The sequence below is a fragment of the Streptomyces sp. NPDC087844 genome (assembly GCF_044742785.1).
Classification (GTDB): domain Bacteria; phylum Actinomycetota; class Actinomycetes; order Streptomycetales; family Streptomycetaceae; genus Streptomyces.
In genome coordinates, this window is record NZ_JBIUVD010000003.1 from 608,546 (window position 1) to 635,467 (window position 26,922).

General features: G+C 67.9%; 26 protein-coding genes and 2 pseudogenes. 10 read left to right on the forward strand and 18 right to left on the reverse strand.

Going from position 1 to position 26,922, the window contains the following annotated elements; genetic code table 11:
• The first annotated feature begins 68 nt into the window (after nucleotides 1–68).
• Nucleotides 69–1,556 (forward strand): ABC transporter permease, encoded by a 1,488-nt coding sequence (locus tag ACIOKD_RS09580; protein WP_402080517.1) that lies wholly within the window; start codon nucleotides 69–71, stop codon nucleotides 1,554–1,556.
• Between the two features lie 57 nt (nucleotides 1,557–1,613).
• Nucleotides 1,614–2,318, forward strand: a complete 705-nt coding sequence (locus ACIOKD_RS09585; protein WP_402080520.1) for an ABC transporter ATP-binding protein — start codon at nucleotides 1,614–1,616, stop codon at nucleotides 2,316–2,318.
• 110 nt (nucleotides 2,319–2,428) lie between these two features.
• On the opposite strand, the gene ACIOKD_RS09590 is transcribed toward ACIOKD_RS09585, so the two are convergent.
• The gene (locus tag ACIOKD_RS09590) at nucleotides 2,429–2,755 is read right to left on the reverse strand and encodes a nuclear transport factor 2 family protein (RefSeq protein WP_402080523.1); all 327 of its coding nucleotides are present in this window, start codon (nucleotides 2,753–2,755) and stop codon (nucleotides 2,429–2,431) included.
• Between the two features lie 147 nt (nucleotides 2,756–2,902).
• On the opposite strand from ACIOKD_RS09590, the gene ACIOKD_RS09595 reads away from it, so the two are divergent.
• Together ACIOKD_RS09595 and ACIOKD_RS09600 are read left to right on the forward strand one after the other, a co-directional pair.
• On the forward strand, nucleotides 2,903–3,469 hold the full coding sequence (locus ACIOKD_RS09595; RefSeq protein WP_402080526.1) for a DoxX family protein: 567 nt from the start codon (nucleotides 2,903–2,905) through the stop codon (nucleotides 3,467–3,469).
• 41 nt (nucleotides 3,470–3,510) lie between these two features.
• Nucleotides 3,511–3,702 (forward strand): annotated as a pseudogene (locus tag ACIOKD_RS09600) (MazG-like family protein); the annotation flags it as partial.
• Nucleotides 3,703–3,969: 267 nt separating this feature from the next.
• Here ACIOKD_RS09600 and ACIOKD_RS09605 read toward each other — a convergent pair.
• From ACIOKD_RS09605 to ACIOKD_RS09640, 8 genes are all read right to left on the reverse strand, one after another.
• Nucleotides 3,970–4,944 carry a transporter gene (locus ACIOKD_RS09605; RefSeq protein ID WP_402080528.1) on the reverse strand — a complete coding sequence of 325 codons (975 nt, stop codon included), beginning with the start codon at nucleotides 4,942–4,944 and terminating at the stop codon, nucleotides 3,970–3,972.
• Complete coding sequence (locus tag ACIOKD_RS09610; protein WP_402080530.1) at nucleotides 4,941–5,837, reverse strand: ABC transporter ATP-binding protein; 897 nt, start codon at nucleotides 5,835–5,837, stop codon at nucleotides 4,941–4,943. The genes ACIOKD_RS09605 and ACIOKD_RS09610 overlap by 4 nt, the downstream gene beginning before the upstream one ends.
• The gene (locus ACIOKD_RS09615) at nucleotides 5,834–6,238 is read right to left on the reverse strand and encodes a GntR family transcriptional regulator (protein ID WP_402080533.1); all 405 of its coding nucleotides are present in this window, start codon (nucleotides 6,236–6,238) and stop codon (nucleotides 5,834–5,836) included. Before ACIOKD_RS09615 ends, ACIOKD_RS09610 begins: the two co-directional genes overlap by 4 nt.
• Nucleotides 6,239–6,476: 238 nt before the next feature.
• A complete protein-coding gene (locus ACIOKD_RS09620) occupies nucleotides 6,477–7,559 on the reverse strand; it encodes a DUF6262 family protein (protein WP_402080536.1) in 1,083 nt (360 codons plus the stop codon).
• A gap of 44 nt (nucleotides 7,560–7,603) precedes the next feature.
• The gene (locus tag ACIOKD_RS09625; protein WP_402080539.1) at nucleotides 7,604–8,215 is read right to left on the reverse strand and encodes an AAA family ATPase; all 612 of its coding nucleotides are present in this window, start codon (nucleotides 8,213–8,215) and stop codon (nucleotides 7,604–7,606) included.
• Nucleotides 8,212–9,141 carry a hypothetical protein gene (locus tag ACIOKD_RS09630; protein WP_402080541.1) on the reverse strand — a complete coding sequence of 310 codons (930 nt, stop codon included), beginning with the start codon at nucleotides 9,139–9,141 and terminating at the stop codon, nucleotides 8,212–8,214. The genes ACIOKD_RS09625 and ACIOKD_RS09630 overlap by 4 nt, the downstream gene beginning before the upstream one ends.
• Nucleotides 9,117–10,652, reverse strand: coding sequence for a hypothetical protein (locus ACIOKD_RS09635; protein ID WP_402080544.1), 1,536 nt, complete (start codon nucleotides 10,650–10,652; stop codon nucleotides 9,117–9,119). Before ACIOKD_RS09635 ends, ACIOKD_RS09630 begins: the two co-directional genes overlap by 25 nt.
• Complete coding sequence (locus ACIOKD_RS09640) at nucleotides 10,649–11,011, reverse strand: helix-turn-helix domain-containing protein (RefSeq protein ID WP_402080547.1); 363 nt, start codon at nucleotides 11,009–11,011, stop codon at nucleotides 10,649–10,651. The genes ACIOKD_RS09635 and ACIOKD_RS09640 overlap by 4 nt, the downstream gene beginning before the upstream one ends.
• Before the next feature lie 379 nt (nucleotides 11,012–11,390).
• Here ACIOKD_RS09640 and ACIOKD_RS09645 point away from each other — a divergent pair, with 379 nt between their 5' ends.
• Nucleotides 11,391–12,383: a phosphotransferase gene (locus ACIOKD_RS09645; RefSeq protein WP_402080550.1), complete on the forward strand. Its 993-nt coding sequence runs from the start codon at nucleotides 11,391–11,393 to the stop codon at nucleotides 12,381–12,383.
• A gap of 44 nt (nucleotides 12,384–12,427) precedes the next feature.
• Here the strand turns inward: ACIOKD_RS09645 and ACIOKD_RS09650 are convergent, their stop codons facing one another.
• The 6 genes and pseudogenes from ACIOKD_RS09650 to ACIOKD_RS09675 all read right to left on the reverse strand — a co-directional run bounded on the left by ACIOKD_RS09650 (nucleotide 12,428) and on the right by ACIOKD_RS09675 (nucleotide 18,584).
• Nucleotides 12,428–12,835 (reverse strand): DUF6262 family protein, encoded by a 408-nt coding sequence (locus ACIOKD_RS09650; protein ID WP_402080716.1) that lies wholly within the window; start codon nucleotides 12,833–12,835, stop codon nucleotides 12,428–12,430.
• Nucleotides 12,836–12,895: 60 nt separating this feature from the next.
• Nucleotides 12,896–13,330, reverse strand: coding sequence for a hypothetical protein (locus tag ACIOKD_RS09655; RefSeq protein ID WP_402080730.1), 435 nt, complete (start codon nucleotides 13,328–13,330; stop codon nucleotides 12,896–12,898).
• A gap of 30 nt (nucleotides 13,331–13,360) precedes the next feature.
• Nucleotides 13,361–14,848, reverse strand: a pseudogene (locus ACIOKD_RS09660) (tyrosine-type recombinase/integrase); the annotation flags it as partial.
• A 295-nt stretch (nucleotides 14,849–15,143) separates the two neighbouring features.
• Entirely contained in the window at nucleotides 15,144–16,253 is a 1,110-nt protein-coding gene (locus tag ACIOKD_RS09665; RefSeq protein ID WP_402080553.1) for a tyrosine-type recombinase/integrase, read from the reverse strand.
• On the reverse strand, nucleotides 16,213–17,361 hold the full coding sequence (locus ACIOKD_RS09670; RefSeq protein ID WP_402080556.1) for a tyrosine-type recombinase/integrase: 1,149 nt from the start codon (nucleotides 17,359–17,361) through the stop codon (nucleotides 16,213–16,215). The genes ACIOKD_RS09665 and ACIOKD_RS09670 overlap by 41 nt, the downstream gene beginning before the upstream one ends.
• 68 nt (nucleotides 17,362–17,429) lie before the next feature.
• On the reverse strand, nucleotides 17,430–18,584 hold the full coding sequence (locus ACIOKD_RS09675) for a tyrosine-type recombinase/integrase (protein ID WP_402080719.1): 1,155 nt from the start codon (nucleotides 18,582–18,584) through the stop codon (nucleotides 17,430–17,432).
• A gap of 458 nt (nucleotides 18,585–19,042) precedes the next feature.
• On the opposite strand from ACIOKD_RS09675, the gene ACIOKD_RS09680 reads away from it, so the two are divergent.
• From ACIOKD_RS09680 to ACIOKD_RS09690, 3 genes are all read left to right on the forward strand, one after another.
• Nucleotides 19,043–19,627 carry a GNAT family N-acetyltransferase gene (locus ACIOKD_RS09680; protein WP_402080558.1) on the forward strand — a complete coding sequence of 195 codons (585 nt, stop codon included), beginning with the start codon at nucleotides 19,043–19,045 and terminating at the stop codon, nucleotides 19,625–19,627.
• A 205-nt stretch (nucleotides 19,628–19,832) separates the two neighbouring features.
• Nucleotides 19,833–20,015 carry a hypothetical protein gene (locus ACIOKD_RS09685; protein ID WP_402080561.1) on the forward strand — a complete coding sequence of 61 codons (183 nt, stop codon included), beginning with the start codon at nucleotides 19,833–19,835 and terminating at the stop codon, nucleotides 20,013–20,015.
• A gap of 63 nt (nucleotides 20,016–20,078) precedes the next feature.
• The gene (locus ACIOKD_RS09690) at nucleotides 20,079–20,852 is read left to right on the forward strand and encodes an ISAs1 family transposase (RefSeq protein WP_402080563.1); all 774 of its coding nucleotides are present in this window, start codon (nucleotides 20,079–20,081) and stop codon (nucleotides 20,850–20,852) included.
• A gap of 175 nt (nucleotides 20,853–21,027) precedes the next feature.
• Here the strand turns inward: ACIOKD_RS09690 and ACIOKD_RS09695 are convergent, their stop codons facing one another.
• Nucleotides 21,028–21,540, reverse strand: coding sequence for a YceI family protein (locus ACIOKD_RS09695; protein WP_402080565.1), 513 nt, complete (start codon nucleotides 21,538–21,540; stop codon nucleotides 21,028–21,030).
• Between the two features lie 211 nt (nucleotides 21,541–21,751).
• Between ACIOKD_RS09695 and ACIOKD_RS09700 the strand changes: the two genes are divergently transcribed.
• Both ACIOKD_RS09700 and ACIOKD_RS09705 read left to right on the forward strand, forming a co-directional pair.
• On the forward strand, nucleotides 21,752–22,954 hold the full coding sequence (locus tag ACIOKD_RS09700) for an IS110 family transposase (protein WP_402080568.1): 1,203 nt from the start codon (nucleotides 21,752–21,754) through the stop codon (nucleotides 22,952–22,954).
• Between the two features lie 126 nt (nucleotides 22,955–23,080).
• A complete protein-coding gene (locus ACIOKD_RS09705; RefSeq protein ID WP_402080571.1) occupies nucleotides 23,081–23,608 on the forward strand; it encodes a MarR family winged helix-turn-helix transcriptional regulator in 528 nt (175 codons plus the stop codon).
• Nucleotides 23,609–23,688: 80 nt separating this feature from the next.
• On the opposite strand, the gene ACIOKD_RS09710 is transcribed toward ACIOKD_RS09705, so the two are convergent.
• Together ACIOKD_RS09710 and ACIOKD_RS09715 are read right to left on the reverse strand one after the other, a co-directional pair.
• Nucleotides 23,689–25,038: an SGNH/GDSL hydrolase family protein gene (locus tag ACIOKD_RS09710; RefSeq protein WP_402080722.1), complete on the reverse strand. Its 1,350-nt coding sequence runs from the start codon at nucleotides 25,036–25,038 to the stop codon at nucleotides 23,689–23,691.
• A 165-nt stretch (nucleotides 25,039–25,203) separates the two neighbouring features.
• The gene (locus tag ACIOKD_RS09715; protein WP_402080725.1) at nucleotides 25,204–26,472 is read right to left on the reverse strand and encodes a PHB depolymerase family esterase; all 1,269 of its coding nucleotides are present in this window, start codon (nucleotides 26,470–26,472) and stop codon (nucleotides 25,204–25,206) included.
• Between the last annotated feature and the right edge of the window lie 450 nt (nucleotides 26,473–26,922).

Genomic DNA, 26,922 nt, shown 5'->3' on the forward strand with positions numbered 1-26,922 from the left:
TGTCTCAAAGGTTCGTCCATAGCTTGTGGCAGCGCCCACAGCGGGCGCCAAGAACCTTAGGGACAGGGATGTTTGGCATCTATCTCAAGCGTGAGCTGAGCCGGCGCAAGAAGTCGGCTCTGGTCATCGCCATGGGTCTGGCGCTCGGAATCGCGCTGGTCATCACCGTCAACTCGGTGTCGGCCGGCATGTCACAGGCTCAGGACAAGGTCCTGCAGTCGCTGTACGGACTCGGCACCGACATGACGGTGACCAAGGCCAGGGAGGCCCCTTCCGGCGGCAACAACCAGTCGGGCAGACCGAACTTCGAATTCGACGCCGGTTCCGACGACGACGAGGAGCAGAGCTCGGACCGCGTGACGACACAAGGCGGCCAGACGCTCAAGTCCACCCTCATCGAAAAGGTCGCCGCACAGAAGAACGTGGCGAGTGCGGTGGGCGCCCTGACCCTGAACGTCACGAAGGTCGACGGCAGTTTCACCCAGGGCAAGGCCAAGACCGACACCTCCTCGCAGGGCTCGCAGGCCCAGGGCGGCGGCCCCGGCGGTACGGGCGGCGGCGGTTCGACCGGTCAGCCCGAGGTGCAGGGCGGCGGCGCCTCCTTCGACGTGAACTCGTACTCCGTCTCGGGTGTCGACGTCACGAACCAGGATCTGGGCCCGCTCGCCACCACGAAGATCAGCAAGGGCAAGACGTTCACGGCCGCGCAGACCGACGCCAAGGTCGCGGTGCTCAGTACGTCGTACGCCAAGGAGAACAAGTACACGGTCGGCGAGAGCATCAAGATCTCCGGCACCAAGTACAAGGTCATCGGGATCGCGACCCCGGACAGCAGTGAGTCGACGACCGACGTCTATCTGCCGCTCAAGCAGGCCCAGACGCTCGGTGACTCCAAGAACAAGATCTCCACGATCTATGTGAAGGCGTCCGACTCCCAGCGGATCGACGCGGTCAAGTCGGCCATCCAGAAGAACATCTCGGGCACGACGGTGACGACCTCGGCCGATCTCGCGGACACCGTCTCCGGCTCGCTGTCGACGGCCTCCAACCTGGCGACCAGCGTGGGCAAGTGGCTCTCCATCGCGGTGCTGGCAGCCGCGTTCCTCGTCGCCGCGCTGCTCACCTCGTCGGCGGTCAGCCGCCGCGTGCGGGAGTTCGGCACGCTGAAGGCGCTCGGCTGGCCGAGCCGCAGGGTCACCCGTCAGGTGGTCGGCGAGTCGGTGGTGAACGGTCTGTTCGGCGGCGCTCTCGGCATCGCCCTCGGCCTCGCGGCGGCTTACGCGGTCACCGCCGTCAGCCCGACCCTCACGGCCGAGATCGGCTCCACGGGTGGCGGCCAGGGCGGCGGCCCCGGCGGCGGTGCACCCGGCGGTGGCGGCCCCGGCGGGCAGAGCGCGTCGAACACCCTCGACATCGCGCTGTCCGCCCCGGTCTCCGTCACCACCATCGCGCTCGCCGTGGGCCTCGCGGTCGCGGGCGGTCTGATCGCCGGTGCGATGGGCGGCTGGCGCGCCTCCCGGATGCGCCCGGCCGACGCGCTGCGCAGCGTGGCGTAACCCACCACCCCCAACACCCCGGCACGCCAACACCACGGCTCGGTACGGAGAAGACGTATGTACAAGCTCACCGGCGTCACCAAGAACTACACGAGAGGCAAGGAGACGGTGGAGGCGCTGCGCGGCGTCGACCTCACCATCGAGGAGGGCGACCAGCTCGTCATCCAGGGCCCCACCGGCGGCGGCAAGTCGACCCTGCTGCAGATGATCGGCGGCCTGGACCGCCCGTCCGCCGGCAGCGTCGAACTGGACGGCGTGGACCTCGCGTCCATCAGCGAGGCCCGGCTGACCCGGGTGCGCGCGGAAAAGATCGGCATCATCTTCCAGTCGTTCAACCTCATCCCCACGCTCACCGCGCAGGAGAACGTCGAGACCGCGCTCGTACCGCTCGGGGTCAAGCCGGCCGAGCGGCGCGCGAAGGCCGCCGAGGCACTGGGCTCGGTCGGTCTCGGCGACCGTCTCAGCCATGCGCCCAGTGAGCTGTCCGGCGGTCAGCAGCAGCGGGTCGCGATCGCCCGCGCGCTGGTCAAGAACCCGAAGGTGCTGCTCGCCGACGAGCCCACGGGCAACCTCGACGAGGGCACCCGCGACGACATCATGGCTCTGCTGGAGGGGCTGTGGAGGGAGCACGGGCTGACGTTCGTCATGGTCACGCACGACTCGTCGATCGCCCGGCGCGCACCCCGGGTCGCGACGATCAGGAAGGGCCGGATCGCGCTGACCGAGCAGCAGCCGCGGCAGCAGCCGCAGCCCGCACTCTGACGGGTCCGCCCGTACGGTGTTGTTCAGGGGCCGCTCGCCCTCACCGGTGAGCGGCCCCTCGCCGGTGAGGAGCCGCTCACCGGCGAGGAGCCGCTCACCGGTCCCGCCGGCTATGCCTGGCCGGTGTCGAAGCGGGTGATCCGGCCGTCGCCGTCGACCGTGAAGCTCCATTTCGTCCGCATCTCGCCCCAGGAGTCGTTGCTGTAGCGGGCGACGAGGGCGAGGCCGCCCTGCGACTCGTTGTCGACCTCCATATGACCGTGGGAGTCGAAGATCTCGCGCTCGGTCCAGTCGTCGAGGTCGCGCTTCGAGCCGTCGTCGGTCATGGTCGCGCCGGACGCGAGGACGGCCCGGAAGGCGTCGCGGTCGTGTGCGTTCACGGCACCGACGAAGTCCCGGACGGCCGGGTGGCTGAGCTTGGCTACCTGAATCGTCATGACCGTCAGACTCACACCGCCCGCGCGTCCCCGCCACCCGATCGGCGGCGCCGGCCAGGGCTCGGGCGCCCCTTCGGTGCGACGGTGGTCAGGCGCGTACGCCAGCAGGGGCGTGCGGGTGTGGACATGCGAGGAGTGACGGGAACCGTGACCTGTTTCGACCGACGCGATCTGGGACTGCTGCTGCTCCGCCTAGGTACGGGCGGAGTGCTGGCGGCGCACGGGGCGCAGAAGCTCTTCGGCTGGTTCGGCGGCGGTGGCCTCTCCGGGACCGGCGAGTTCATGGAGTCCGTGGGGTACGCACCCGGCAGGGCGAGCGCCGCCGCGGCGGGCCTGGCGGAGACGGGCGGCGGCACGCTGCTCGCGCTGGGCCTCGCCACCCCGGCGGCCGGAGCGGCCGCGGCCGGGGCGATGGCGGGAGCCGCCGCGGTGCACGCGCCGAACGGCTTCTTCGCGATGAGCGGCGGCTACGAGTACGCGGCGTACCTGGGATTCGCGGCGGCGGGGCTCGCCGTCACGGGCCCCGGCCGGATCTCCCTCGACCACGTCATGGGCCACACGGTCGACCGGAACTGGATGGTGCCGGTCGCTCTCGCGGGGACGGCCGCGGCGACCCTGGCGGTGATCGGAGCGCGGTACGCGCGGGTGCGGCGCCAGGAGGAGGGCGAACAGGGCGAGTTGTTCGACGAGGAGGGGGTGGCCCACGGCTCGTAGGGCACCCCCTCCTCGACGTCGCTCATGACAGTCTGAACGCCATGAGCGACGACGGCGATCTCTGGGAGTCCATCGAGCACCTCCAGGACTGGCTGGCCCGGGCCCAACCGGACCGCCCTCCCCAGGAGACCTTGCTCCTGCGGATGCTGAAGCTCTCGGAGGAGGTGGGCGAGGTCGCCGAGGCGGTCATCGGGGCCACCGGCCAGAACCCCCGCAAGGGCGTGTCGCACACCTGTTATCTGGGTCATCTGCATATACATACTGGTCAGAGCCCTTCACAGTTGTCAGGCACGTGAGGCACGTTTTCTCCCGGCGGCCGAAGGCCATCATCTTGCAGGCAGCAGGTCCATCAGCTTGCGAGTGATTCCGGCCCTAGGGGCCAACGGAACAGCCAGTACCGGTGAGATTGATCTTGAACGGTGAGGGGCAAGGCCGCGAGGGCAGCCAGGTCTCGGCTGCCCTCGCGGTTACTCCCGTCTCCGTAGTGGGACTGACGTCTGTCAGGTCACCCGGCGGCGGATCCACCAGGCGCAGAATCCGGTCAGGGCCAGGGCGAGGCCGAGGTAGAGGCCGGTCTCGGCCCATTGGAGTGTCCAGAAGTTACCGGCGGGCTGGTAGGTGACCTGTTGTCGGTAGCCGGCCTTGGTGAGTGCGGTGGCGCAGTCCGACATGGACGGGCAGTCGATGAACGACGCGGGCAGAGCGGCCGGTTGGCCGGAGACGTTGACGGTCTGTTCGGACAGGATCCAGGCGCCCGGCTGGCCGAAGTCCACCTTGCGCACGGCGTCGATGCCGATGTTCACCGGCTTGGCCTCGGTGAACGACAGGGTGGCATCGACGGACGAGGCCAGATGGGGCCGGACCCACAGCGGCACGGCGATCTGCACGGCTGCGTACGCGGCGAGGGTGGCGGCCATCGCGGGCACGGTGCGGCGGATGAGCACGCCAAGGGTGACGCCGAGGATGAAGGCGAAGGCGGCGTAGCCGATCGGGACGATGCCGCGCCCTCCGAAGACCAGGGGATCGATGCGCGGGTAGAAGGGGTCCGCGCCGCTTCCGCCGCTGTTGACGGCCTGGTCGATCGGGCCGCTCCACCAGGTCACCGCGAGGGTGGCTAGTGCGGCGGCGGCCATGGTGGCCACGCCGGTGAGGGTGAGCTTGGTGGCGAGCCAGCGGGTTCGGGTGATGCTCTGGTTCCACGCCAGGCGGTACGTGCCGGTCTCCAGCTCACGGGTGATCAGAGGTGCGCCCCAGAATGTACCGATGACGGCCGGCACGAGCAGGACGACCGTGAGGCCGAGGTAGTACACGGTCCGGTCGGCACTGGTGATCCGGCCGAACAGATCGTCACCGACACGGGCGTAGAGGTCGGCCAGTTGCGGTCCGGTGACCGCGAGGAGCGCGGCGAGGGCGGCCAGGGCGAGATACACGACCGTGGCTTGGGTGCGGAACTGTCGCCAGGTCAGCCAGATCATCGCAGCACCTCAAGGGTGGGCCGGGAGTCACGGAACGCGTTCGTAGGGCTGGTCATGTAGGCCAGGACGATGTCCTCCAGGCCGAGCGGGCTCACGCTCCAGGACGGATTGTGGACCGCGGTGTCGGTGCGCACCAGGAGTGTGGTCTGCCGTTCGGTGTGGCTGGCGGAGATGACGTGCTGGCCCGCCGGAAGGGCCGCCGGGTCACGGCGCGGGCCGGTGAGCCGGTGGTGCGAGGCGACGAGGTCGTCGATGTCGCCGGCCACCTGAACCCGGGAGTCGACCAGGACGATGACGTAGTCGCAGGCCCGCTCCACGTCGGAGACCAGGTGCGAGGAGAGTACGACGCTCATCTCGTGCTCGGCGACGGCCTCCATCAGATCCTGCATGAACTCCCGTCGGGCGAGCGGGTCGAGGGCGGCGACCGGCTCGTCCAGGATGAGCAGCTCCGGGCGCTTGGCGATACCCAGAGTGAGGGCGAGCTGCGCGCGCTGGCCGCCGGACAGCTTTCCGGCCCGCTGCTTGGGGTCCAGGCTGAGCCGACGGATCCGGTCACGCGCCACGGCGTCGTCCCAGTTCGGGTTGAGGCGCTTGCCGAAGTCAAGGTGGTCGGCGACGCTCAGGGAGGCGTAGGTCGGGGTGTCCTGGGCGACGAAGCCGACCTTGGCAAGCTGGTCCACACCCTCGGCAGGACAGCCGCCGCACACCTCTATGGTGCCGGCCGTCGGGGTCAGCATGCCTGAGGCCAGGTTCAACAGGGTGGATTTGCCAGCCCCGTTGGGGCCGACCAGGCCCACCACCCGGCCGGCCGGGACGTCCAGGTCGCAGTTCTGCAGGGCCCAGCGCTGCTTGTACTTCTTGCCCAGTGTCTGGGCTCGTAAGACGGCGCTCACGCTACGTCCTCTCCGGCTGCGTTGTGAAAGGCGTTGATGAACAGCGCCTCGATGCTCTCCTCGTCGAGCCCGGCCAGGCGGGCCTTGGTCAGCCAGCGCTGCAGGTCCTTGCGGAGCGGGCCGTGCGCGGCGAGCGTGGCGTCGGCCAGCGTCCGGGTCACGAACGTGCCCACGCCGGGGCGGGCGGACACCAGGCCGTCGTGCTCCAGCTCGCGATACGCCTTGAGCACCGTGTTCGGGTTGACCGCCATCTGCTTCGCCACATCCTTGACCGTCGGCAGCCTGTCCCCCTCCTTCAGCAGACCCAGGCGCAATGCGTGCCGTACCTGCTGGACCAGCTGCTGGTACGGGGACAGACCGGACCGGCCGTTCAGGTGGAACTCAATCACCCATTCCTCCATTTGCCTAGTTGCCTAGCACTATAGCTCTCTACATCGACCAGGCGGCAAGGCACGTACCGCGGCACTAGCCGTCCGCGGCCGAGGAGTGTCGAAAAACGATCGTCTGTCGACAGCGATCACGAACCCTCGCGCCTCGCCAGCCGATGAAGAACGTGATCATGAAGTCCTGAAAGCTACCGGCGGGTTACTTGTTCCTGGTGTCCGGGCTAGGACTCCGGGCCGAGTCACGCGAGAGCCATCAGGACGAGTCGCGGCTCTGGTCCCGCATCATGTTCCGCAGGACCGTCCGGGCGGCAGCCAGATCGTCCTGCGCCTCGTCCAGCTCCGTCTGCAGGATCCTTGCGTCTGCCTCGGATCGAGCCAACTTCGCGGCGAGGTGTTGGTTGGCGACCGTCAACTCCTGAATACGGGCGACCAAGTCCTTGGCCGAGACGGCATCCACCCGCTCGCCGAGGCTGCGCTGCACGGCGGCCCTGAGTCGGTCACGTTCCTCGGTGAGTGCCCGGACCTGGGCACGTGCGGACTTGAGGTCGGTGGCCAGGCTCGCGAGGCTGGCCACCGATCCTTCCTTGCGCTGCCGGGTCATGGCGACCGCCTGGCCCGAGCGAGCGGCTTCGATGTGCTCGCGGACCCCTGAGGCGTAGACAAGCCAGTTCGAGACAGCCGCTCGCTTGGCGACTGAGAGGAACGTGATCGGGGCACCGTCGGCCTTCATCTGGTCTACTACGGCGAGAACCTTGGCCCGCTTCTCCCGGCTGGTCTTCTGGCGAGATTCAAGCAGCACTTGAGCTGGCGTGCGCGGCTTCTTGGTCATGCGATCACCTCCGGAGGACCGACTCCGGGCATGCCCAGGCTCACAGCACTCTTGGAGGTCCCAGCTCGGAGTTTCCGCAGAACCTTGGCTGGCTTCCTCGACCTCGTCTCGCATCTCGTCGGGCATTGAAGCCAGCTTCTCCTTCTGGCTCTCGCCGACGCCCTGGAACGCTGTGACCTGATCGTCCAGGTTGCGGATCACGAAATCTGCTGCTCCCATGGCGGCAGCGAGCTCGCGATCCGCCTTCAACGCACGGATGTGCTCCTCAACGGCAGGCAAGTATGACGGATCGGGCCGATAGGAACCGCAGCCGGCACACTGGAACCTGATGGGGCATGCCTTCCCGCCAGCCTTCACGTTCGTGGGTTCGATGCAGTTTCCGAACGCCACCGCCACGGACCGCATCTCGTACGCTGTGCTCGACCCCATCGGAGCAGGCTTGCCGAAGCGGTCGGTGGTCAGGCTCTTGATGGTGTTGATGGCCTCCCGCTTCATCTTGATGCTCACTAATGGTGCAGTCGGGTATTGGAACTCTCGGAATGCCTGCTGGATCAAGCTGTTGGCTCCCCGATGCGGGCCTCTGTCCAGGCGCGGGCGAGGATCTCGTCCACAGTCTCGGCGGGAGTTTGGAACGAGGTGTCGATCCAGAGGCCGAGGTGTGCGGTCTCCTCGCGAAGGACCTTGTCGAGCATGTGGACGGTCAGCGTGTCGTAGGCGTTCTTGGTTCTGACGGCCTCGCGCTCCAGGACAGTTTCGGGTTCTGGCGCGAGGACGACGACCAGCAGCGGAGTGCTGTGGATCTGCGCGACGGTCTGGGCGAGGTGCTCGCCGAGGATGACGTCTTGTGCGACCACGGTGAAGCCGGCTCGGAAGTAGTCGTCGCTGGTGTGTGCGGTCAGCTGGTGACGGAGCCGCAACTGGCGGATGGCCTCGTCACTGGGGGCGGAGGTCATGTCGGCGCGGTCGTTGACCACCATGCGGCGGAACTGGTCGCCGCGCACGTGCACGGAGCGCGGCAGCCGCTCGGCCAGTGCCTGCGCGACCGTCGATTTTCCAGAAGCCTGGATGCCGGTGATGAGGATGATCGCCTGTTCGAGCTGCGGGAATTCGGGACTGCCGTGCTCGTCCGCCTTCGACGATGCCTTCGGACTGCTGGTCATCATGGCCCTTCTGAACGGGGTGGTTGCGGGCGGCGGTTGGCGACGTCGGCGGCGTAGGCGGCCCAGTCGCCGGCGGAGGCTCGCTGCCATTTGACGGCGACGGTGATGTCGATGCCGAGGGTGCGGGCGAGGACCGCGGCGGGCAGTTCGGTGGCGAGCTGGAACAACGCAGTTGGGCGGGCTTCCGCGAGCCGGATGCCGAGTTTGCGGAGCCGCTCTCCCATAGCCCAGGCGCTGATCGGGCGGCCGGGCTGGCCGCCGGGGAAGAGCCAGGGCGAATCCGTGCGGGCGAGGACGGCATGGCTGCGGCGAACCACGACCTGCTGGAGGGCCAGCTCAGCAACGGGTGCGGGTAGCTCGACCGGGACGGCGCCGAGGCGGATGCGGACCGCCCCGTCGGTCTCCTCGATGTGGTCGACGGTGAGGCGGGAGATCGCTGCGGGCCACTGGGCGTAGAGGAGCAACAGCAGGCCGGCGAGGCGGTCTTCGGGCTTGAAGGTGTCGTCGTGCAGCAGGCGTCGGGCGGCAGCCCAGCGGGCTTCGTCGTCCATCGGCTGGGAGGGGCCGTTCCACCGCTCGGCCGGGAAGCTGAGGTCACGGGCGATCTTCTGGGCGAGGGCCCAGCGCACGAACTGGCCTGCCTCCTGGCGAAGGAGGACGTCGTCGCTGGTCGTCCAGCGTTCAAGGTCGGCCTGTCGACAGGTGGCGAGGGTCAGGTGCTGGTCCTGGAGCCAGTTCAGGAGATAGACGGCCGCCCGCAGATGTTGCCGTGCGACCTGAAGCTGGGAGTGCGTGGTCTCCTTGCCGCGGCTGCGTCGGCGAAGCCGGCGCAGGAGGTGCCAGGTCGCGTACCGGTGCAGGATTTTCCGTCCCTCGACGGTCGCATGGGAGGCGACGAGGTCCTTCACGTGCCGTTCGAGGCGGACCATCTGCTCGTCCCGCTGGGGCAGGACTGCGGTGGCGACCAGGACGCTGCGGATGTGCTCGACGACCTTGCCTTCGGGGAGCTCGTCCAGGGCCTGGTGAGTGAGGGGCGGCGGCCGGAGCCGAGATCGGACAGGACGGTGGAGACGATGCCGCCGGAGAGCCAGCGCAGCGCAGTGGCGGTTCGTTCGGTGCCGGCCAGGGCGTCGTGGAGGGCGTGAAGCCTCGGGGGTATGAAGCCTGAGCCGTTGGCGAGGAGTTCGTGGAGCCGCTGCTTGAGCGTGCAGCGAGGGCACGGGCCGGAAGATCGCAGTCGTTCTGCTTGCCCGCAGGTGGGACACGGGCGCCAGAGCTCAGTGTCCGGTGCGGTGCAGGGTCCGCAGACGGGGGCTTCGGCGGTGCCGGAGTGGATGCCGCGGAGCCGCCCGCAGGAGGTGCAGTGAGCTTGGCGTCTGTCGCAGCCGCCGCAGCGGGGCAGACCGGTCAGCCGGGAGTGGGTGCCGGGTGCGGTGCGACCGCAGATCGAGCAGACCAGGATGGGCAGGGGGCAGCAGTTGGGGCACAGAGGGCCGTCGGAGGTGCGGTTCTGTACTCGTCGACGCTTGCCGCAGCTGATGCAGACCTCGATGTTCGCAGGGTCGGTAACCAGGCAGTTCGGACACAGCGGTCGTCCTCGGTCGTCGCGGATAGCCGGCTCGCGCCGGGCTCCGCAGCGTACGCATTCTTCGCTGCGGGACTTGGCGATGCAGTTGCGGCAGACCCGCTGCCCGTCCAGCGGCTTGTCGATGCGGACCCCCGGTGGCAGCGAGGGCAGGCGGGCCGGACGATCCCGGCGACGCCTGCCTCGTGCAGCAGGTCGATGAACCGCAGGATGGCGCGATGCGGTGCCAGATAGCCCTCCCCGTGTCAGCAGGCGGGGGTTCTCCTCCTCCAAGGCCCAGACCAGCCGTTGTCGGTAGGCGGGACGCTGGGGTGCTGTCCGGCGGAGGGTTTCGGCGATCACATCGCGGTCGGTGCCCGGGGCTATGAGGGTGATCAGCCCGTGGACGACCGTGGCGGGGTCACGGTCGTCGGTGCCGGGACACATCTTGCAGCGAGGCAGGCCCTTGTGGTCCCGGAAGCCGACGCGTCGGACGGTGCCGCAGGCGGTGCACTCGGCGGTCTCCTGTCCGCAGACCGAGCAGTACCAGTCCTGGCCCTGGCGTTGGAGGGTTCGCAGCGTCTTGCCGCACTCGGCGCAGGCCGGCGGCGCGATCGCCGAGGCGCCGGCCTTGCGGAGCTCGATGAGCAGATCACCGATGGCCCGGGGTGCCGGGGACCGGCCGTCGGTCAGGACTGCGGGCCGCATCGCCAGGGCGTCCGCCAGGCGCCGTGACTTGGCGCGGCCGCCCGCGACCGCGGTGACCACGGCCCGGATAGTCTCGGTGCCGAGTCCCTTCTCGACGTCGGCTACCAGGGCTGTGCTTAGGCCGATGGGGTCCGCGACGGTGCGGTCGAGATGGTCAGCGGTGGTCATGGCCGGTCAACACCCTTGATCCTGGCCCGCTTTGGCCGCAACTCACCAAGTCCCTCCGCCCCGGCTGACGTGCTGCCGCCGACGGCTGCCTTCTTCGGCTTCTTCGGCTTCTTCACGGTCCCGGCCGCCGCGATGGGCTCGATGAGGTCGTCCATGGCGCAGTCGAGGATGTCGAGCAGGGCCATGAGGATCTTCAGGCTCAGTCGCTCCGGTCGCTCCACGACGAGCCGGTAGACCTGGCTCGACGACAGGCTGATGCCACGTTCGGCCAGCGGCGGGATGAGGTCGGTGGTGGAGAACATCCCGCGGTCCGCCATGACCTTGCGCAGGTGCCAGTGGTAGTCGAGCTTGGCGGCCATCGCCGGATCCCTCCTGTCAGACCCCGGCGAACGCCGGGGCCAGTGCCTTGTGCAGGGAAGTGTTCATGAAGTCGTCGCTGACGTGCGTGTAGATGGCCAGGGAGCTGTCGCACTCGTGGCCGACCTGCTCCTGGATTATCTTTAGTTCGCTGTGCTGGCGGGCTGTTGACCTGCGTGTTTGTGTTGCGGTCGTTGTCCGTGACGTAGCTGATGAGGGCACTGGGGGGCCTTTCAGCACGGGCCGATCGTTACCGACCTGGGATTGCTCGTCGACGGTCTCTTGGAGGGGCTCCCGGGCGTCGGCCATTCGTCGGCAGTCAGAGGCTGCGGAGGAGGTATCCAGTGGCACGCGCGGCAGCCTCTTCAGTAGGTTCTGCGGATGCGGCAATTCGCGGACATCGAAGACCTGTCGGGGCTCGTGCGTGACGCACTGGGAGCGGGATGCCACGTTGTCGCGGTGGACCGGTTGCGCGGGGGAAGCAAGAAAGGGGTGTACCGGGTCCGCCTCGATGGAAGCCACCCGGCGAGTGTGATCATCTACAGCTGGGCCGAAGCTGAGAACTTCTGGCCAGGCGCGCACGAAGGCGACCTGGCTGACCCGTTCGCGCCCGCCTCCGGGCTGGTCCCGTTCCTCACCGCGCAGCGGAGCTTGAACAGCCTCGGGGTGCGGGTTCCGCAGGTGCTTCTGACGGATGACAGTCGTCGCCAGTATTCGGCGGACGTCGCCGTGGTTGAGGATGCCTCCGGCAGCACGCTCGAAGCACTCTTCGAAACCGATCCCACGCGCGCCGCGGGAGCCCTGGGCGACCTCGCCGAGATGCTTGAGGTGATGCACCGGCACCAGGCCCAGCACTACGGCAGGGTGGACCTGTTGGAGCGGGGCGGCTCCGCATCCGAGATCTCGTGCGAGCGACGGGTCCTTGACCGCGCTCTGCGGGACCTTGAGGAGGCAGCGGGGCGTGACGGCAGGATCGCGGCAGTCGGCACGGCATTGTGCGACCGTCTGCAGGAACTGGCTGATTGTGTGAACCCTCGCGCGCAATACGGACTGATCCACGGTGAACTCGGACCCGACCACGTCCTGGTCGACGCCGAAGGTCACCCTGTCCTGATCGACATCGAGGGCCTGATGTACTTCGACGTCGAGTGGGAGCACGTCTTTCTCCAGCTCCGCTTCGGCGAGTGGTACCCCGCACTGGCCCGGCCCGGTCTCGATCCGCAGCGCCTCGACCTCTATATGCTCGCGATGCGTCTGTCGCTGGTAGCCGGTCCACTGCGTCTCCTCGACGGTGACTTCCCTGACCGGGCGTTCATGCAGGGGATCGCTGAGCACAACCTGAAAGAGTCGCTGGCGCTCCTGCCGTTGGTGTAGCCGGATACACAGGGCCGCGCCGAGCACCCGCCTACTCGACACGATCAGCTCGAACGGGTGGGCGGGGAAGCTGACGCTGGCGGTGGGGAACTGGGTGACCGTCGACAGGGTTGCTTGCGCCTGCCCGTGGTGAGTCGGTACGGGTGGTCGCGGCGCGTTGTTCGCCGAGAGCACGGGCGAGTTGCTCGTGGAGTTTGCTGGTTCTCTTCGGTGAGCCGCCGGATGCGTGCGTTGGCGGCTTCGAGCCGTCGCAGCAGCGAAGCATCGGAAGTGCGCTGACGTGCGGGAACCGGCGATCTGGGTTCCCGGCGGTGTGCTGCCCGTAGTCGCTCGATCTCTGCTCGCAGGTCCGGCTGGGCATAGAGCCAGGACCGGGATACTCCAGCCTGCTTCGCAACGGTCTCGAAGGTGACCGGCTCGCCTGCGGCGTCGAGGGTGCGGAGGGCCTGGATGGCTTTGGCGCGGGTGTACTCGCTGCGGCGCGGGCGGCGTCGACGATGTGCCGAGTGTTGTCAGCTCGCATCGGCGGTCGCCTCCGGCTGTCCGGGGTCGTCTTCCAGACCGGTGATGATTTTCTCCAGGTTGCCGAGGACCTGGCGGTTCATCTCGGCCACGCGTGCTTGGCCACGGGCTTCGGCGGCGGAGACGATCTGCAGCAGTTGCTGCCGTTGCTCACGGTGCTGGGGAAGGAACTCGGGGGTCGTTACGAACATCGGGCATGTCAAGCAAGCGTTGGCATGCGGACAGGTCTTCTGTACTGGCAGACCGCAGTAGCCGTTGGGCAGGGCCTGGGTCACACGGCCGAGCCGCTGCTTGGCCCAGGTGGCCTCGGCCAGAGGGCCTTGGGGGTCGACGATGACGCTTTCACCCTGGATGTTGACCTTGCGGGCCTTCTCCCAGTGCCGGCGGACCGTGGTGTCGTGCAGCCGGGCATAGTGGGCGGTCATCTCGCCGGAAGAGTGATCGAGAAGGACGCGTACAACTTCCTGCGGGACGTCTCGGTTGATCAGTCTGGTTCCAAAAGTGTGGCGCCATTAATGGGGCGTCAGATGGACGGCCCGGCCGTGTTCGTCGCGGACGTCGCACCGCTCCAGCCAGAGGTCGAGCTGCCCGCGGTAGGAGTGCGTGGTCAGTGGCCGGGTGCCGTCGGGGTTCATCCGGGGTGCCGGGAACAGCCACCGGCTGCCACTGGGCCAGCGGTCCAGGACGCGCTGCTGCTGCGTGGTGATCTCGTTCTCGACTTCCTCGTCGATCGGGACCAGGGCTTCACGTTTCATCTTCCGGTTGAGGTAGCGCACGTAGGCGGCGCCGTCGGCGTCCCGGATGATGCAGTCGAAGGCCAGGTTGCAGGCGTCGCCGACGCGCAGTCCGCAGCGCATAAGGATCAAGGTCAGCACGCGGCCGTCGGGGTTGTGCCAGCGGTCGAGGTTGGCGGGCTGCTCGACCTGGGCCATCACGTGCTCGGCCAGAACCCGGGGTAGTCGCTTGTCGGGGCGGGGGAAGTCGTCGGGGTAGAAGGTCGCATTCGCTGGGAGACTCTGGTCCCAGACGTGGCAGCGCACGGTGTTGAAGAAGGCGTTGAGCGAGCCGATGTCCCGGCTACGGGAATGGGTCGAGCGCGGGTCCAGGGCCAGGTCGGCGAGGTAGCGTTCCAGCACGGTCCGGTCCACGCGGGCGAGTCTGTCGGCGGCGACGCGGGGATCGGCCAGGAAGCCGGAGAAGCGGTTGAGGGCAAGGATGTCGACGACGGCCTGGTTGATGCTGCGGCCGATGCTCAGCCGCCAGCGCACGAATCGCTTGGCCGGCTCGCGCAGCCACGGCTGGGTGATGCGGTCGAACCGCAGCCGTGCCCGGGTGCCCTCGATGCCGAGCCGGCGCAGTTCCCATACGTCGCGCGGGAACTCGCTCTCCCAGCCGTTGCCGTGGACGAGGTCTTCCAGATGCATGTACGCATAGCGCAGGAAGGCCAGTTGCCCGTTCTGGCTGTGGCTGGCACCTCGCATCGCCGCGTAGTACTCGCTCCACCGCTCCATCGGCCACTCCAGCAACGACGCGGTGCCGCTGGCGGCGGTCAGTCGGATCACCGGGGCGACGGCCGAGCTGTGGGTGTTGACCTGCCGGTCGTCGTGACGGCACTGGAGTGCGTACTGCAGTTCCAGTCGCAGTTGCCGCTCTCCGTCCAGCGGTCGGAAGTCGAACCGGTCGTCGCCCGCTGCCTCGCAGCGGCGTACGAACTCCTCGATCTCGGGGCGGCCGACGGCCTGCCAGCGGGAGTTGTGGTTGTGGCAGAACGGCGACTTCTTCTGAGCCCACAGGGTGCAGAACACAGCCGGCAGACCCGGCGGCCGTCGTCTTCGACCACCCGGAGACCCGCGGTCCAGATCTTCTTGTCGGGTTTGCCCGCTCGCTCCCAGAAGCCGTTGTGGCTCACGCATAGGCCCTGACGGGCCGCTCCGAAGCGGCATCCGGCGATGGCGCAGGCGGTCAGCTCGGACCGCCCGACCGGATCGGCTCCGGGATCGGCGATGAACGCTTCAACGTCCGGTTTCCCGCGCCGTTGCCAGCGGTAGTAGTGGCCGCGGCAGAGCTGGCGGGTGCGGGGCTGGCGCGGGCAGCCGGGAACCCGGCAGGCACCCAGACCGAAGATCAGTTCCCCGGGGTCGAGGATGAACACATCCACCCGGAACTCCGGCCGGACGGCAGCCATCAACTTGCCCAGTAGTCCGGCGCCGGGAGACGGAACGGCGAAAGTCTCCTGGCTCACCAGCGCACCTCCCGGCCGGTCAGGAATCCTGCGGCCTCCAGAGCACGGCGGGCGTCCTCCACCGACAGGTGGCCGTAGATGTCGTGCGTGGTGGCGATCGAGGAATGTCCCAGCAAAGTGCTGACCACTTCGATCGGCACCCCCTGCCGCAGGAGCAAGGTCGCTCGGGTATGCCGGAGCCAGTGGGGGTCGAAGTCGATGCCGGTGTCGCGGCGCAGTCGCAGGACGAGATCGTAGACGGACGCGTAGGTCAGCGGGCGCCCGTAGGAGCCGCCCCACAGATTGACGAACATGTAGTCGCTGTCGAGGTCGCCATACTCACCGTGGAGGTAGTCGGCGTAGAGCCGTACGATCTCGGGGCCGACGGGAACGGTGCGGGGCGATGCGGACTTGGCCCTCGCCCGGTTGTCGTTAACGCGCGGCATGACGGTCAACTCGCCTTCTGCCGCAGCCAGATCCTCGTGCCGCAAGCCCAGAGCTTCGCCGATCCGGACGCCGGTCTCCCACAGCAGTGCGAACAGGAACCGGTCCCGCAGCCGGGTGCAGGCGTCCAGGATCGCCTGGACCTGGGCGGCCGTCAGGATCGTCGGATGCACGCGAGGCGTCTTCAGCTTGATCGTGCGACGCCGCTCCGGCTGGCCGCCGGCCAGGTGGTAGAGAAATGGCTTCCAGCCCGTGCGGCGGGCGCGGACCGGTTGCAGCTCGGTGACAAGGTCGCCGAGGTCCACTCCATGGCGTGCGTGGAAGACGTACAGACCGCTGACGGCGGAGAGCTTCCGGTTGACGGTGGTGACCCCGCAGTGATGCTCCGCCGAGGGCAGCAACGTCACACCGCCATGCCGTCCCGCAGGCGGCAACCGGAGCCAGGCAACGAACTCGCCCAAGTCCTCCAGCCGGACCTCACGCCAGTCCAGACCGCGTCGGTCGAGGAAAACGAACCAGTCCTTCAGATCATGAGCGTATGCCTTGATCGTGTTCGGAGACCGCTCGATGTCGGACAGGTAGGCGAGGTAACGCTCGATCGGCTCGACTATCCCGCCTTCATTGCCGAGGACCGTCCATGACTCAAGCGACGAGTCGGGCATCAGCACCCGTTGCACCAGCATCAAACCTCCCGGAGAACTGCCTGGTGGACGGCGGTAGATAACCACCTCCACCACACAGATCGCCGCCCGCCCCAGGCTCGTGCTGCACGTCATGGACACACTGCTGAGGACTCAAGAGAAGCTGGATGAACCGGCGGTCGACTCCGTCCTCGGTCAGGTGCGTGACGTAAGAATGTCTGATTGAGTGCGGAACTAGGTCTTTTGGGAGCTTTAGGGCATCGCGGTATGCCTCGAACCGGTCGTTGATGGAGCCGGGCTGGAGCCGGCCCCCGCGCTCGGTGATCCACAGGGCCGGGTGGTCCGGGAACCCGAATCGCGGCCGGACGTTCTCGACGTAGTCGGCAACGGCCTCAACAGCCCAGTCCATCACCGACAGCACGTTCCGCCGCCTCGGCTGCTGGCCCTTCTTCGCCTTGCCGAAGCGGACGTTGAGCGTGCCGTACCGGCCGAACTGCCGGGCCTGCGGATTGCGTCCGAAGTCGACGACATCGAGTTTGGACGTCTCGGTCCGGCGAAGCCCCCACCCGTAGACGACCTTGAACAGTGTGGCGTCACGGTAGGCGGCGAGGGCCCCTTTGCGCTTGGACTTCACGGCGCGTGCGACCTGGTCGTCGGCGTAGTCGAGGAAACGCTGCAGTTCTTCTCTGGTGAACGGCCGCGCCTCCGGGTCGCCTTCGTAATCCTGCAGGTGAGGGAGAGTGTTCCACTCATGGCAGATCGCCACCGGAAAAGTACCGAAGGCTTCCTCGCATGCCGGGCCCCAGCCGTAGCGGGCGTCGATGAGGAGCTCGGTGAACAGCCGGACCGTGCCCTGGTAGCTGCGGATCGTGGACGGCGCCAGATGCTTCTCGCTCATCAGCGATGCCGACCACTCGTCCAGGTGGGCCGGAGTCCACTGCCACGGGTACTCGTTCGCGAACTCGAGGAACCGGCGGATCAGCCGTTCCCTCGGGTCGATCGTCTCGTCTTTCAACCCCCGCGACTTCTGCTGAGAACGCCAGCCCCTCAGCATCGCGTCGAACATCGCGTCCTCCGGACGCAGCTGGGACACACCGGAGACGAGCTCTATATGGGCCGACCCGGCAAGGGCCGCCGTGCGCTGATGCACCACTCCAGGCCATCCCTTCTGGAGAGCAGATCATGCATCAGAAGGGATCATCTCGGCAACATGCCTGTTCAAGCGGCCACCTTGAAGGGGCCGCGGAGTCCTTCCACTCCTCGCCTTGACCATGCGACCTGCGGATTCTCGCCCGTCTGATGCAATTCCCGAGGGTTTAGGCAGATCTCCATCGATTGCTCGCTGACATGGCCGAGGAGGTTCTGCACCACATGGCGCTGCTTGCCCTGACGGATCCATCGGGTCGCGGCCGAGTGCCGGAACATGTGGGGCCGAGTCGTGAAGCCCGCCCGCTTGGCGAGCCGCGCAAACAGGTCGTACGTGGCTTGGTACTTCATTGGAGAGCCCAACGGCGTACGGAACAGGTTGACGAACGTCATGTCGCAGGACGCGGCCTCAGGCACGGCTTCCCGTTCCCACTGGTAGTCGGCGTAGAGGCCGACCAGGTCGTCACTGACGGGGATCGATCGGGGCTGCCGGGACTTGGCCAGGGCACCGTTGGAGTTCTGGCGACGGCGTACGTGGATGTGTGGGCCGACAGTGGGGCACCCGAGCGTCGTCGAGTTCGACAGCAGGTGCATGTCCTCCCGGCGCAGGCCCAGGGTTTCTCCGATACGCACTCCTGTCTCTGCCAGGAGTGATACGAGGAACCGATCGCGAGCATGGCGCGTGAGGTCGATGATGCGCAGGACCTGCTCATCGGTCAGGTACTCGTATCCGGAGACCGCGACCTTGAACTTCAGCTTTCGTGCACGGACGGTGCGGTACTGGTCGTCCTCACCGGTGTTGTAGCCGGTCGGCATGTGATGGAGGAGCCTCGGCTCCGTCAGCAGGGCAGTCAGGTCTGCGGCGACCCATCCGTGCAGGGAGCAGTGCCTGAGGAACTGGCATGAGGTGGTCATGATCGCGTTCGCGGTCTTCTTGCTGCGGTGCCGGGGCTCGGCGAGCACCCTCTGACTCCTGGCCGGCAGCGGTTCCTCAACCAGCCAGCGCAGGAACTGCGCGAGCTGCACGATCGTAGGCGCCGACCAGCAGATGCCGAACCCCGCACAGTATGACAAGTACAGCGCCACCCGGCCCGCATAGCTGCGCAGGGTATGGACGGATGCGTCCTGCTGTGAGGCCAGCGCGGTCAGGTACGAAGTCGCCTCAGAGTGGATCTCGTAGTCCCTGCTGATGACGATCCATGTCGTTGCCCCGTCAGCGGGCCTGATGGCCTTCTAGGCCCGGTAGACGCAGGGCATGGAAGAGAGCCCGATTAACGTCACTGAAGTCCCCCAACATAGTTGTCTGTCACGTAGAAAACGCGCAAACGTCACTTAGGTAACTGAACTTCAGGACTTACTAGAGATAACACCTGGGACGACGTGCGATCGGAACTCTGCGACGTGATCATCACAGCCGCGGTCGCACTGCGAACGCTCTCCCCGACGCCCAAAAGGTCTTCACCACACACCTGAAGCGCGTAACGACCCGCTCGCGCCCCTAGACCCAGGGCGGTTTCAAAGTCCTGTTGCTCGTGAATCTGTGCAGGTCACGGCAGTACGACGATGGCGTCCCGCCGGGTGGTGTAGGCCGTAAGGATCTCCGCAGCGGGTCTGGCATTGGCGAGGACCGCACGGCTCGATATAAGCGATCGCGACCCGGATCCTGATCGCGTTAGCTGTGGGGCATGTCTGAACTGCGCACCGATCGTCTCCTGCTCCGCCGGTGGCGGGAGTCCGACCTTGAGCCATGGGCGGCGATGAACGCCGATCCCGAAGTCCGAGAACACCTGGGGGAACTGCTGACGCGGGAGCAAAGCGCTGCCACGGTGGCAGTCATGCAGGCCGAGTTCGACGACCGGGGATTTGGGTGGTGGGCGCTGGAAGCAAGGGAGACCGGTGAGTTCATCGGCCGCGTCGGCTTGGACGAGGTGGACGAGGACATGTCCTTCGCGGGGGTGGATATCGGATGGCGGTTGATGCGTTCGGCGTGGGGTCACGGTTACGCCACCGAGGCCGCCCTGACATGCCTTGCCTTCGGCTTCGAGGCCCTCGGGCTGCTGGAGGTGGTTGCGTCGACGACCGTCAACAACCTTCGTTCCCAGGCGGTGATGCGCCGAATCGGCATGACCCGGGACCCGGCCGACGACTTCGAGGATCCGAGCATGCCCGAAGGGCCGCTACGCCAGTGCGTGCTGTACCGGACCCCCGCAGAGATACTCACGGCCTACACCACACGGCGGTACACCATCAGTACGACGGTGTATCGGTGACCCGCCCCGCATGCAACGAAGCTCCAGTTGAAGGGGTGACCTTCCCAAGTCGCCCTGCCCAAACGGAGCTTCGATGTGCCGTCAGTCTGCCAGTGTCTGTCTGATCAAGTCGCCTTCGCGTCAGCACCGTGGACTCGTCGGCTTGCCGACTCGGCTTGGGACGCTGGTAGATCCGCGATGCCGGAGGGGAAAGCGTCACCCGTTCGTGAGCGTGCTGCTGGTGGCCTGCTCGACCGTGGTAGCCGGTGCCCGGTCCTTCGCGGCGATCGGGCAGTGGGCGCGAAGTGTCCCGCAGGCCGCCCTCGCCCGACTCGGCGCCCGCACCGTCTCGGTATTCGGCGTCCGTCTCGCGCCGAGTACGGCGACGATCCGCCGGATCATCAATTAGGTCTGTCCCGGCGGCCTGGCCGACCTGCTGGGGTGTGACCCGGCCGGGGCGGACACCCTCGCGGTGGACGGCAAAAGCGCCCGTGGTTCGCGCCATGGCGACACTCCGGCCGCGCATCTGCTCGCGGCGATCACTGGTACCGGGATGACCGTCACCCAGCTGCGAGTACCGGCCAAGACGAACGAAGTCACGTGCTTCGCCGCCCTGTTGGCCCCCTACGACCTGACCGGCGTGGTCGTCACCGCCGACGCCCTGCACACCCAGCACGCCCACGCCCGTTTCCTCGTCGAAGACAAGAAGGCGCACTACGCCTTCACCGTCAAGGGCAACCAGAAGGGCCTGCATCACCAGCTTCGTGCCCTGCCCTGGACGAAAGCGAGCGCGAAGTTCTACGACCGCACCGAAGGTCACGGACGGCTGGAGACCCGGGTAGTGCAAGCCTTGACCGTCACCGGCCTCGTCACGGACTTCCCGCACGTTGCCCAGGTCGCGAAGATCACCCGGCATCGCACCAACAGCAAGGCCGGCAAGCGCACCCGCGAGACTGTCTACGTCATCACCGACCTGACCAGCCGACAGGCATCCCCCGAACGCCTGGCGACGATAGCCCGCTCGCAGTGGACCATCGAGAACCGGCTGCACTTCGTCCGCGACACCACCTTCGCCGAAGACGCCTCCAAAATCCGAATCGAGCACGGCCCGGAGAACATGGCCACCCTGCGGAGCTTCGCCATCAACCTACTGCGAGCAGCCGGCCACACGAACATCGCCGCCGCCCTCCGCGAGATGTCCTACGAGCCGTTCCACCGCCCGCTGGACCTCATCGGCATCAACTGACCAGTACCGATCCAAGATCAAAAGACTTTGAAACCGCCCTGCCCCTAGACCGCCTCAAAGGGGCGCGAGAAACGGCCCGACAAGCCTCCCAGAGGCGCGGGGACCGGCGCGACCGACCCCCACCGGCTCGCGGCCGGAGAACACGCGCACCCCGCCGAACGGCTAGGCGCTACCGCTACGCGCCACGCGTGAACCTGAGCGTCGACGTGACAGTCGTCAGCCCTCGGATCATGCCCAACTGGTTCCAGCCCAAGTTGAACTGCTCCCGGTCCACCGTGAACTCCGCGGTGAGCGTGACCGCCTCGGCGCTCGACTCGGTGACCGTGGCGGTCACGGACTGCGGGCGGCTGACCCCCCGGACGGTCAGCTGCCCCTCGATCCCGACGGTGTCGTCCGGCCGGACCACGGCGTCCCGGACGGCGAAGACGAGAGTCGGATGCCGTTCGGCATCGAAGAAGTCGGCACCGCGAAGATGCCCGTCACGCTTGGCGTTCTTGGTGTCGAGCGACGCGGCGTCCACCGTGATGGCGCCGTGGGCGGTGCCGTCGGCCTGGACCTCACCCTCACCGGCCACACCGCTGAAGGCACCCTTCACCGTGACCAGACCCCACATCGTCCTGTGCTTGATGCCGATGGTCGAGCGGACGGCGTCGAGCTGCCACAGGCCGGTTTCCACAGCGACGGTCATGGGGCTTCCTTAAGAATGTGAGGCGGTCCGGGAGGACCGGGTGTGGCTGATGGGGTGTTTGCCGTTGATGGCTCCAGGAGAATGGCCGCCCGGTCCTCCGGGACGCTCCGACTGCTGATTGAGAATTGCGGGCATCGCTGGTTAAGGACCTGTCGGCGGAGTGTTCCCCGGGCCGTGGAAGTGCTGGTCACGGAGGAACGGAGCGAAGCGGTTGACTACCCGGCACGCGCGGATATGGGTCGGTATCGACGCCGGCAAGGGCCACCACTGGGCGGTGGCGGTGGACACCGGCGGCGAGACGCTGTTCTCGACGAAGGTGCTCAACGACGAATCGCAGATCCTGACGCTGATCGAGGCCGCGCGGGAGAAGGCCGACGAGGTGCGGTGGGCCGTGGACATCTCCGGCCGTGCCTCCGCCCTGCTGCTGGCCCTGCTCATCGCTCATGACCAGCAGGTCGTCTACGTTCCCGGCCGTACCGTCAACCGGATGACCGGCGCCTACCGCGGCGAGGGCAAGACCGACGCCAAGGACGCCCTGGTCATCGCCGACCAGGCCCGCATGCGCCGGGACTTCACCCCGATCGAGACCCCGCCGGAGCTGGTCTCCACGCTGCAGCTGCTGACCGGCTACCGGCGTGACCTGATCGCCGACCGGGTCCGGCTGATCAACCGGCTGCGCGACCTGCTGGTCGGTATCTGCCCCGCGCTGGAGCGAGCCTTCGACTACTCCGCCGCCAAGGGCCCGGTGGTCATGCTGACTGAGTACCAGACCCCGGCCGCACTGCGCCGGACCGGCGTCAAGCGGCTGACCACCCGGCTGGAACGACGCAAGGTCCGCGGCGCGGACGCCGTCGCGGCCAGGGCCGTCGAGGCCGCCCAGTCCCAGCTCACCGCCCTGCCCGGTGAGAAGCGGGCGGCGAAGCTGGTCTGCGACCTCGCCCACCAGCTCCTGTCTCTGGACGAGCGGATCAAGGACAACGACCGGGAGATCCGCGAGACCTTCCGCCTCGATGAGCGTGCCGAGATCATCGAGTCGATGCCCGGCATGGGCCCGATCCTGGGCGCCGAGTTCGTGGCCATCGTCGGTGATCTGTCCGGCTACCGCGACGCCGGCCGTCTGGCTTCGCACGCCGGCCTGGCACCGGTGCCCCGCGATTCCGGCCGCCGCACCGGCAACTACCACCGGCCCAAACGCTACAACCGGCGCCTGCACTGGCTGTTCTACATGTCCGCGCAGTCCGCCATGATGCGGCCGGGCCCGTCGCGGGACTACTACCTCAAGAAACGTGCCGAGGGACTGATCCACACCCAGGCGCTGCTGGCTCTCGCCCGCCGCCGGGTCGACGTGCTGTGGGCCATGCTGCGCGACAAGAGGCTGTTCACCTCCGCTCCACCGGTCACGCAAGCGGCTTGACACGGTCATTGAGATTCTCCTGAGATGAGTGCGGTTGTGCACGGACGACCGGATCAGTAATCCAAATTTGGATGACCACACGTTAGCCGGTCATCCAAAAATGGACAACCGGTAGACTGTGACACCATGGCCGCCTCCTCCACCCCCGCCGACCAGCCCGCATTCGTCACACCGGACGACGTAGACGATGAAGGCGTGCCGGAGGACGGTCTGCTGCCGGCCGAGCTCCGTTCCTGGATGCGCCTGCTGGCGGCGGCCGGAGCGATCGAGCAACAGCTGCGTTCGCGCGTGAAGGACGCCATGGGGGTCTCGCACGACGAGTTCCTGGTGCTGTGCCTGCTGGCCGACCAGCCGGGCTCCAGCCTGCGGATGACCCGGATCGCGGAACTGCTGGGCCGCCCGAAGACCCGGCTGACCTACCAGGTCGCCTGTCTGCAGCACGCGGGGCTGATCAGCAAGAACTCCGCGTGCGGCGACCGGCGCGGCATCGAGGTGGCCCTCACGGACAAGGCCCGCCGGCTGCTGAGCGAGTCCACTGGCCCGCTGGCCGACGCCGTCTCGCAGGCCATCGCACAGACGGCCTGCGCCCAGCGGTATAGGCAGCTCCACGACCTGCTGCCCCTGCCCACCGACGCCAAGGAGAAGACCGCCTGACTCGGCCGGCCATCCAGTCAGTCAGTCAGTCAATCAATCAATCATCCGGTCACCCACCATCCGGTCTCCCGTTCGCCGGATCATCCGGTCGGTCGGTCGGCCCGTGTCCGGAACAGCCGCAGGGGCACCGCGGCGGCCAGCGTCCGATAGCCCTCCGGGTTGAGGTGCAGCCAGTCCCCGTCGTGCAGCGTGGCCCGCAGGCGCCGCGGATCCGCCGGGTCACCCACGGCCCGGTCGAAGTCGACGACCGCGTCGAACCGTCCACTCGTACGGATCCAGGAGTTGACCTCCTGCCGGGACGCCTCACGGTGCCCGGCGGGATCGTCGTACATCGCGTTGCCGCCGAACGGCGTCAGCGTGGCCCCGTACACGCGGATGCCCTGCGCGTGCGCCCGGACGACGATCTGCTCGTACGCGGCGATCAGTTCGGTCGTGACGCTTCGCTGGGCGGCGGGTGTGGCGGCGGCGGTTCCGAGATCGTTGACCCCCTCGAAGACGACCAGCCAGGAGACTCCGCTGCGGGACAGGACGTCCCGGTCGAGACGGGCGAGGACGTTGGGGCCGAGACCGTCGTTGAGGACGCGGTTGCCTCCGGCGGCCTGGTTGAGCACCGCGACCTCGTCCGTCGCGGGGTGCGCGCCCGTCGCGGGGTACGCGCGGAGCCGGTCCAGCAGGCGGTCGGTCCAGCGGTCGTTCCCGTTGGTGGTGGAGCCGCGCCCGTCGGTCAGCGAGTCGCCCAGGACGGCGACCGCCGCCGTACCGGGGCCGGAAAGCACCTCGACATCGCTGAGGAGATACCAGTGGTTGACGGCGGTCGCCCCCGGCAGGTCGAGATCCCGGGTGCGGTCGGCGTGACCGGCCTTCTGGAGGTACGAGGTGGTGCGCGACCCCGGGTGCGAGGTGAGCGCGGTGGACGGCTGGCCCTCGGCGAGGTAGGTGGTCACGGTCAGGTCGGAACCCGGTTCCAGTCCGAAGTCCAGCGGATCGGAGACGAGTTGGGCCCCGACGGGCACGGTCGCCGACGCGCGTCCGGCGAAGGTCACGCGCCGCGGCGAGCCGGGTTCGACGGCGCTGACTCCGGCCCGCCCGCCGAGCGGAAGAGCCACACTCACGGCGGTGAGAGGCAACGCGGTGTCGCCGAAGGCGTTGGAGAACCGCAGCCGGACGCGCCCGCCGCCGGTCGAGACCCGCACGGTCTGCCGCAGGGTGGTGTCGACCAGGACGGCACGCTCCTCGGTGAACGGCGGGGGTGGCATATTGCCCGGCTCGGTGAGCTGAGGCATCGCGGTCCAGGTGTTGACCCAGTGCCGAGCGGCCGAATCGGCCGGCCCGGCGGAACCACGGTCCGCGCCCCAGGGCCCCTCGGCCAGGGCCACCACGGCGGACGCGCTCACGGCGAGGGCCAGTACGAGGACGAGGGTCGTGACCAGATGGACGAAGGACTGCGTGCGCGACGGCAACACGGATCTCACGGAAGTCACAGGACTCACGGAACTTGAGGAACTTCCGGAACGCACGGAACTCACTGGTCTCACGGACTTCACTGGTCGCACGCACTTCACTGGTTGCACGGACTTCACTGGTCTCACGCTTCCTCAACTACCGCTGCACGCGGTGCCGTTGAGAGTGAAAGCGGCCGGCGCCGAACTGTTCCCCGTGTGATTCGCCTGATAACCGACACTGACGCTCGCGTTCGCCGCGATCGTGCCGTTGTACGAGGCGTTGGTGGCCGTCACCACGCCGCTCGCCGGGGCGTACGCGGCGCCCCAGCCGTTGGTGATGGTCTGCCCGGACGGCAGTGTGAAGCCAAGCCGCCAGCCCTCGATACGGGAGGTGCCGGTGTTGGTGATCGTCACGGAGCCGGTCAGCCCCGTATTCCAGGCGCTGGTCGTGGCGGTCACCTTGCAGGCGCCCGGCTGGGGCTGAGGTCCTGGGCCCGAGCTGTCCAGGCCGAAGAAGGTGAGGACGCGGGCCGCCATCCCCCAGGCGTACAGGTTGTGGCCGATGCCCTGGAGGCTGATGGCCTCGACGGGGGCCTGGTCACCGGTGGCGCCGTAGCGGGTACGGGTCCAGCCGGACTGGGGCGAGTCGGTCGCGGCCGGGGTCTGGCTGACGCCCAGCACGTTCGTCCACTGCTTGATCTCCTCCCCGAAGTTGGGGTAGCGCAGCACGTCGTCCTCGGTGCCGTGCCACACCTGCATCCGCGGCCTCGGGCCGGTGTAGCCGGGGTAGGCGTTGCGGACCAGGTCGCCCCACTCCTGGGGAGTGTGGAGCACGGTGCCGCCGGAGCAGGCGCTGTTCCACTCGGAGCCGTCGGTGGTGGCGAAGCAGCCGAACGGTACGCCCGAGAACGCGGCGCCCGCGGCGAACACGTCCGGGTAGTCGCCCAGCAGGACGTTCGTCATCATCGCGCCGGAGGAGATGCCGGTGGCGAAGATGCGGCCGGTGTCGGCGGAGTAGGTGCGCGTCACCCAGTCGACCATCGACTTGATGCCGACCGGGTCGCTGCCTCCGCCGCGCGTCAGCGCCTGGGGCGAGGAGACGTCGAAGCACTTGCTGGCGCGGGTGACCGACGGGTACACGACGATGAACCCGTAGGTGTCGGCCAGCGAGGCGTACTCGGTGCCGGAGTACATCGCCGGGCCGGAGCCCGTGCAGTAGTGGACGGCCACCACCACGGCGGGATTCGCGGTGACGCTGTCCGGTACGTAGAGGTACATCTGGAGGTTGCTGGGGTTGCTGCCGAAGTCGGTGACCTCGGTGAGGGCCGCGGTGGGCGCGGCGGCGGGCGCGGCGGCGGCCCCCGCGACGGGCGCCTTTTCGACCGGCTCGCGGGCGACGGCCCCGGGCGCGCTCAGGAGCATCGTCGCGAGCAGGGACACCAGAGCCGCGAAGAGCACGGCGAGTCCCGAACGCGGGCATCTCCGCGCGGTGTTACCGGGCACGGCGTGATGGTGCGCGGCGTGATGGTGCGCGGCGTGATGGTGCGCGGCGTGATGGTGCGCGGCGTGATGGTGCGCGGCGTGATGGTGCGCGGCGTCAGCGTGAGCGGCGTCAGCGTGAGCGGCGTCAGCGTGAGCGGCGTCAGCGTGAGCGGCGTGAGCGTGAGCGGTTCGGCTGTGCGCGGTGTGGCTGTGCGCGGTGCGGCTGTGCGTGGTGTTGCGTCCAGTGGCGGACATGTCCGTCCCTTCCGGAGCACGACTGGGAGGAATGCGGGCGTGCGGGGATGGCGCGGTGGAGCGACGCCAGGAGACGGGGCCAGTCGCATGGCATGCGCATGACTGCGTTTGTCGCCCTGCCATGGAAGCGCTCCC

Excerpts from the sequence above, each read along its gene's own strand:
- ACIOKD_RS09580 (WP_402080517.1), top strand. The coding sequence starts at position 69 with ATGTTTGGCATCTATCTCAAGCGTGAGCTGAGCCGGCGCAAGAAGTCG.
- ACIOKD_RS09605 (WP_402080528.1), bottom strand. The coding sequence starts at position 4,944 with ATGATCTGGCTGACCTGGCGACAGTTCCGCACCCAAGCCACGGTCGTG.
- ACIOKD_RS09645 (WP_402080550.1), top strand. The coding sequence starts at position 11,391 with ATGCGGCAATTCGCGGACATCGAAGACCTGTCGGGGCTCGTGCGTGAC.
- ACIOKD_RS09655 (WP_402080730.1), bottom strand. The coding sequence starts at position 13,330 with ATGACCGCCCACTATGCCCGGCTGCACGACACCACGGTCCGCCGGCAC.
- ACIOKD_RS09640 (WP_402080547.1), bottom strand. The coding sequence starts at position 11,011 with ATGGCCGCCAAGCTCGACTACCACTGGCACCTGCGCAAGGTCATGGCG.
- ACIOKD_RS09615 (WP_402080533.1), bottom strand. The coding sequence starts at position 6,238 with ATGGAGGAATGGGTGATTGAGTTCCACCTGAACGGCCGGTCCGGTCTG.
- ACIOKD_RS09680 (WP_402080558.1), top strand. The coding sequence starts at position 19,043 with ATGTCTGAACTGCGCACCGATCGTCTCCTGCTCCGCCGGTGGCGGGAG.
- ACIOKD_RS09625 (WP_402080539.1), bottom strand. The coding sequence starts at position 8,215 with ATGATGACCAGCAGTCCGAAGGCATCGTCGAAGGCGGACGAGCACGGC.
- ACIOKD_RS09635 (WP_402080544.1), bottom strand. The coding sequence starts at position 10,652 with ATGACCACCGCTGACCATCTCGACCGCACCGTCGCGGACCCCATCGGC.
- ACIOKD_RS09695 (WP_402080565.1), bottom strand. The coding sequence starts at position 21,540 with ATGACCGTCGCTGTGGAAACCGGCCTGTGGCAGCTCGACGCCGTCCGC.
- ACIOKD_RS09705 (WP_402080571.1), top strand. The coding sequence starts at position 23,081 with ATGGCCGCCTCCTCCACCCCCGCCGACCAGCCCGCATTCGTCACACCG.
- ACIOKD_RS09585 (WP_402080520.1), top strand. The coding sequence starts at position 1,614 with ATGTACAAGCTCACCGGCGTCACCAAGAACTACACGAGAGGCAAGGAG.
- ACIOKD_RS09630 (WP_402080541.1), bottom strand. The coding sequence starts at position 9,141 with ATGGTCCGCCTCGAACGGCACGTGAAGGACCTCGTCGCCTCCCATGCG.
- ACIOKD_RS09590 (WP_402080523.1), bottom strand. The coding sequence starts at position 2,755 with ATGACGATTCAGGTAGCCAAGCTCAGCCACCCGGCCGTCCGGGACTTC.
- ACIOKD_RS09715 (WP_402080725.1), bottom strand. The coding sequence starts at position 26,472 with ATGCTCCTGAGCGCGCCCGGGGCCGTCGCCCGCGAGCCGGTCGAAAAG.
- ACIOKD_RS09665 (WP_402080553.1), bottom strand. The coding sequence starts at position 16,253 with ATGCTGGTGCAACGGGTGCTGATGCCCGACTCGTCGCTTGAGTCATGG.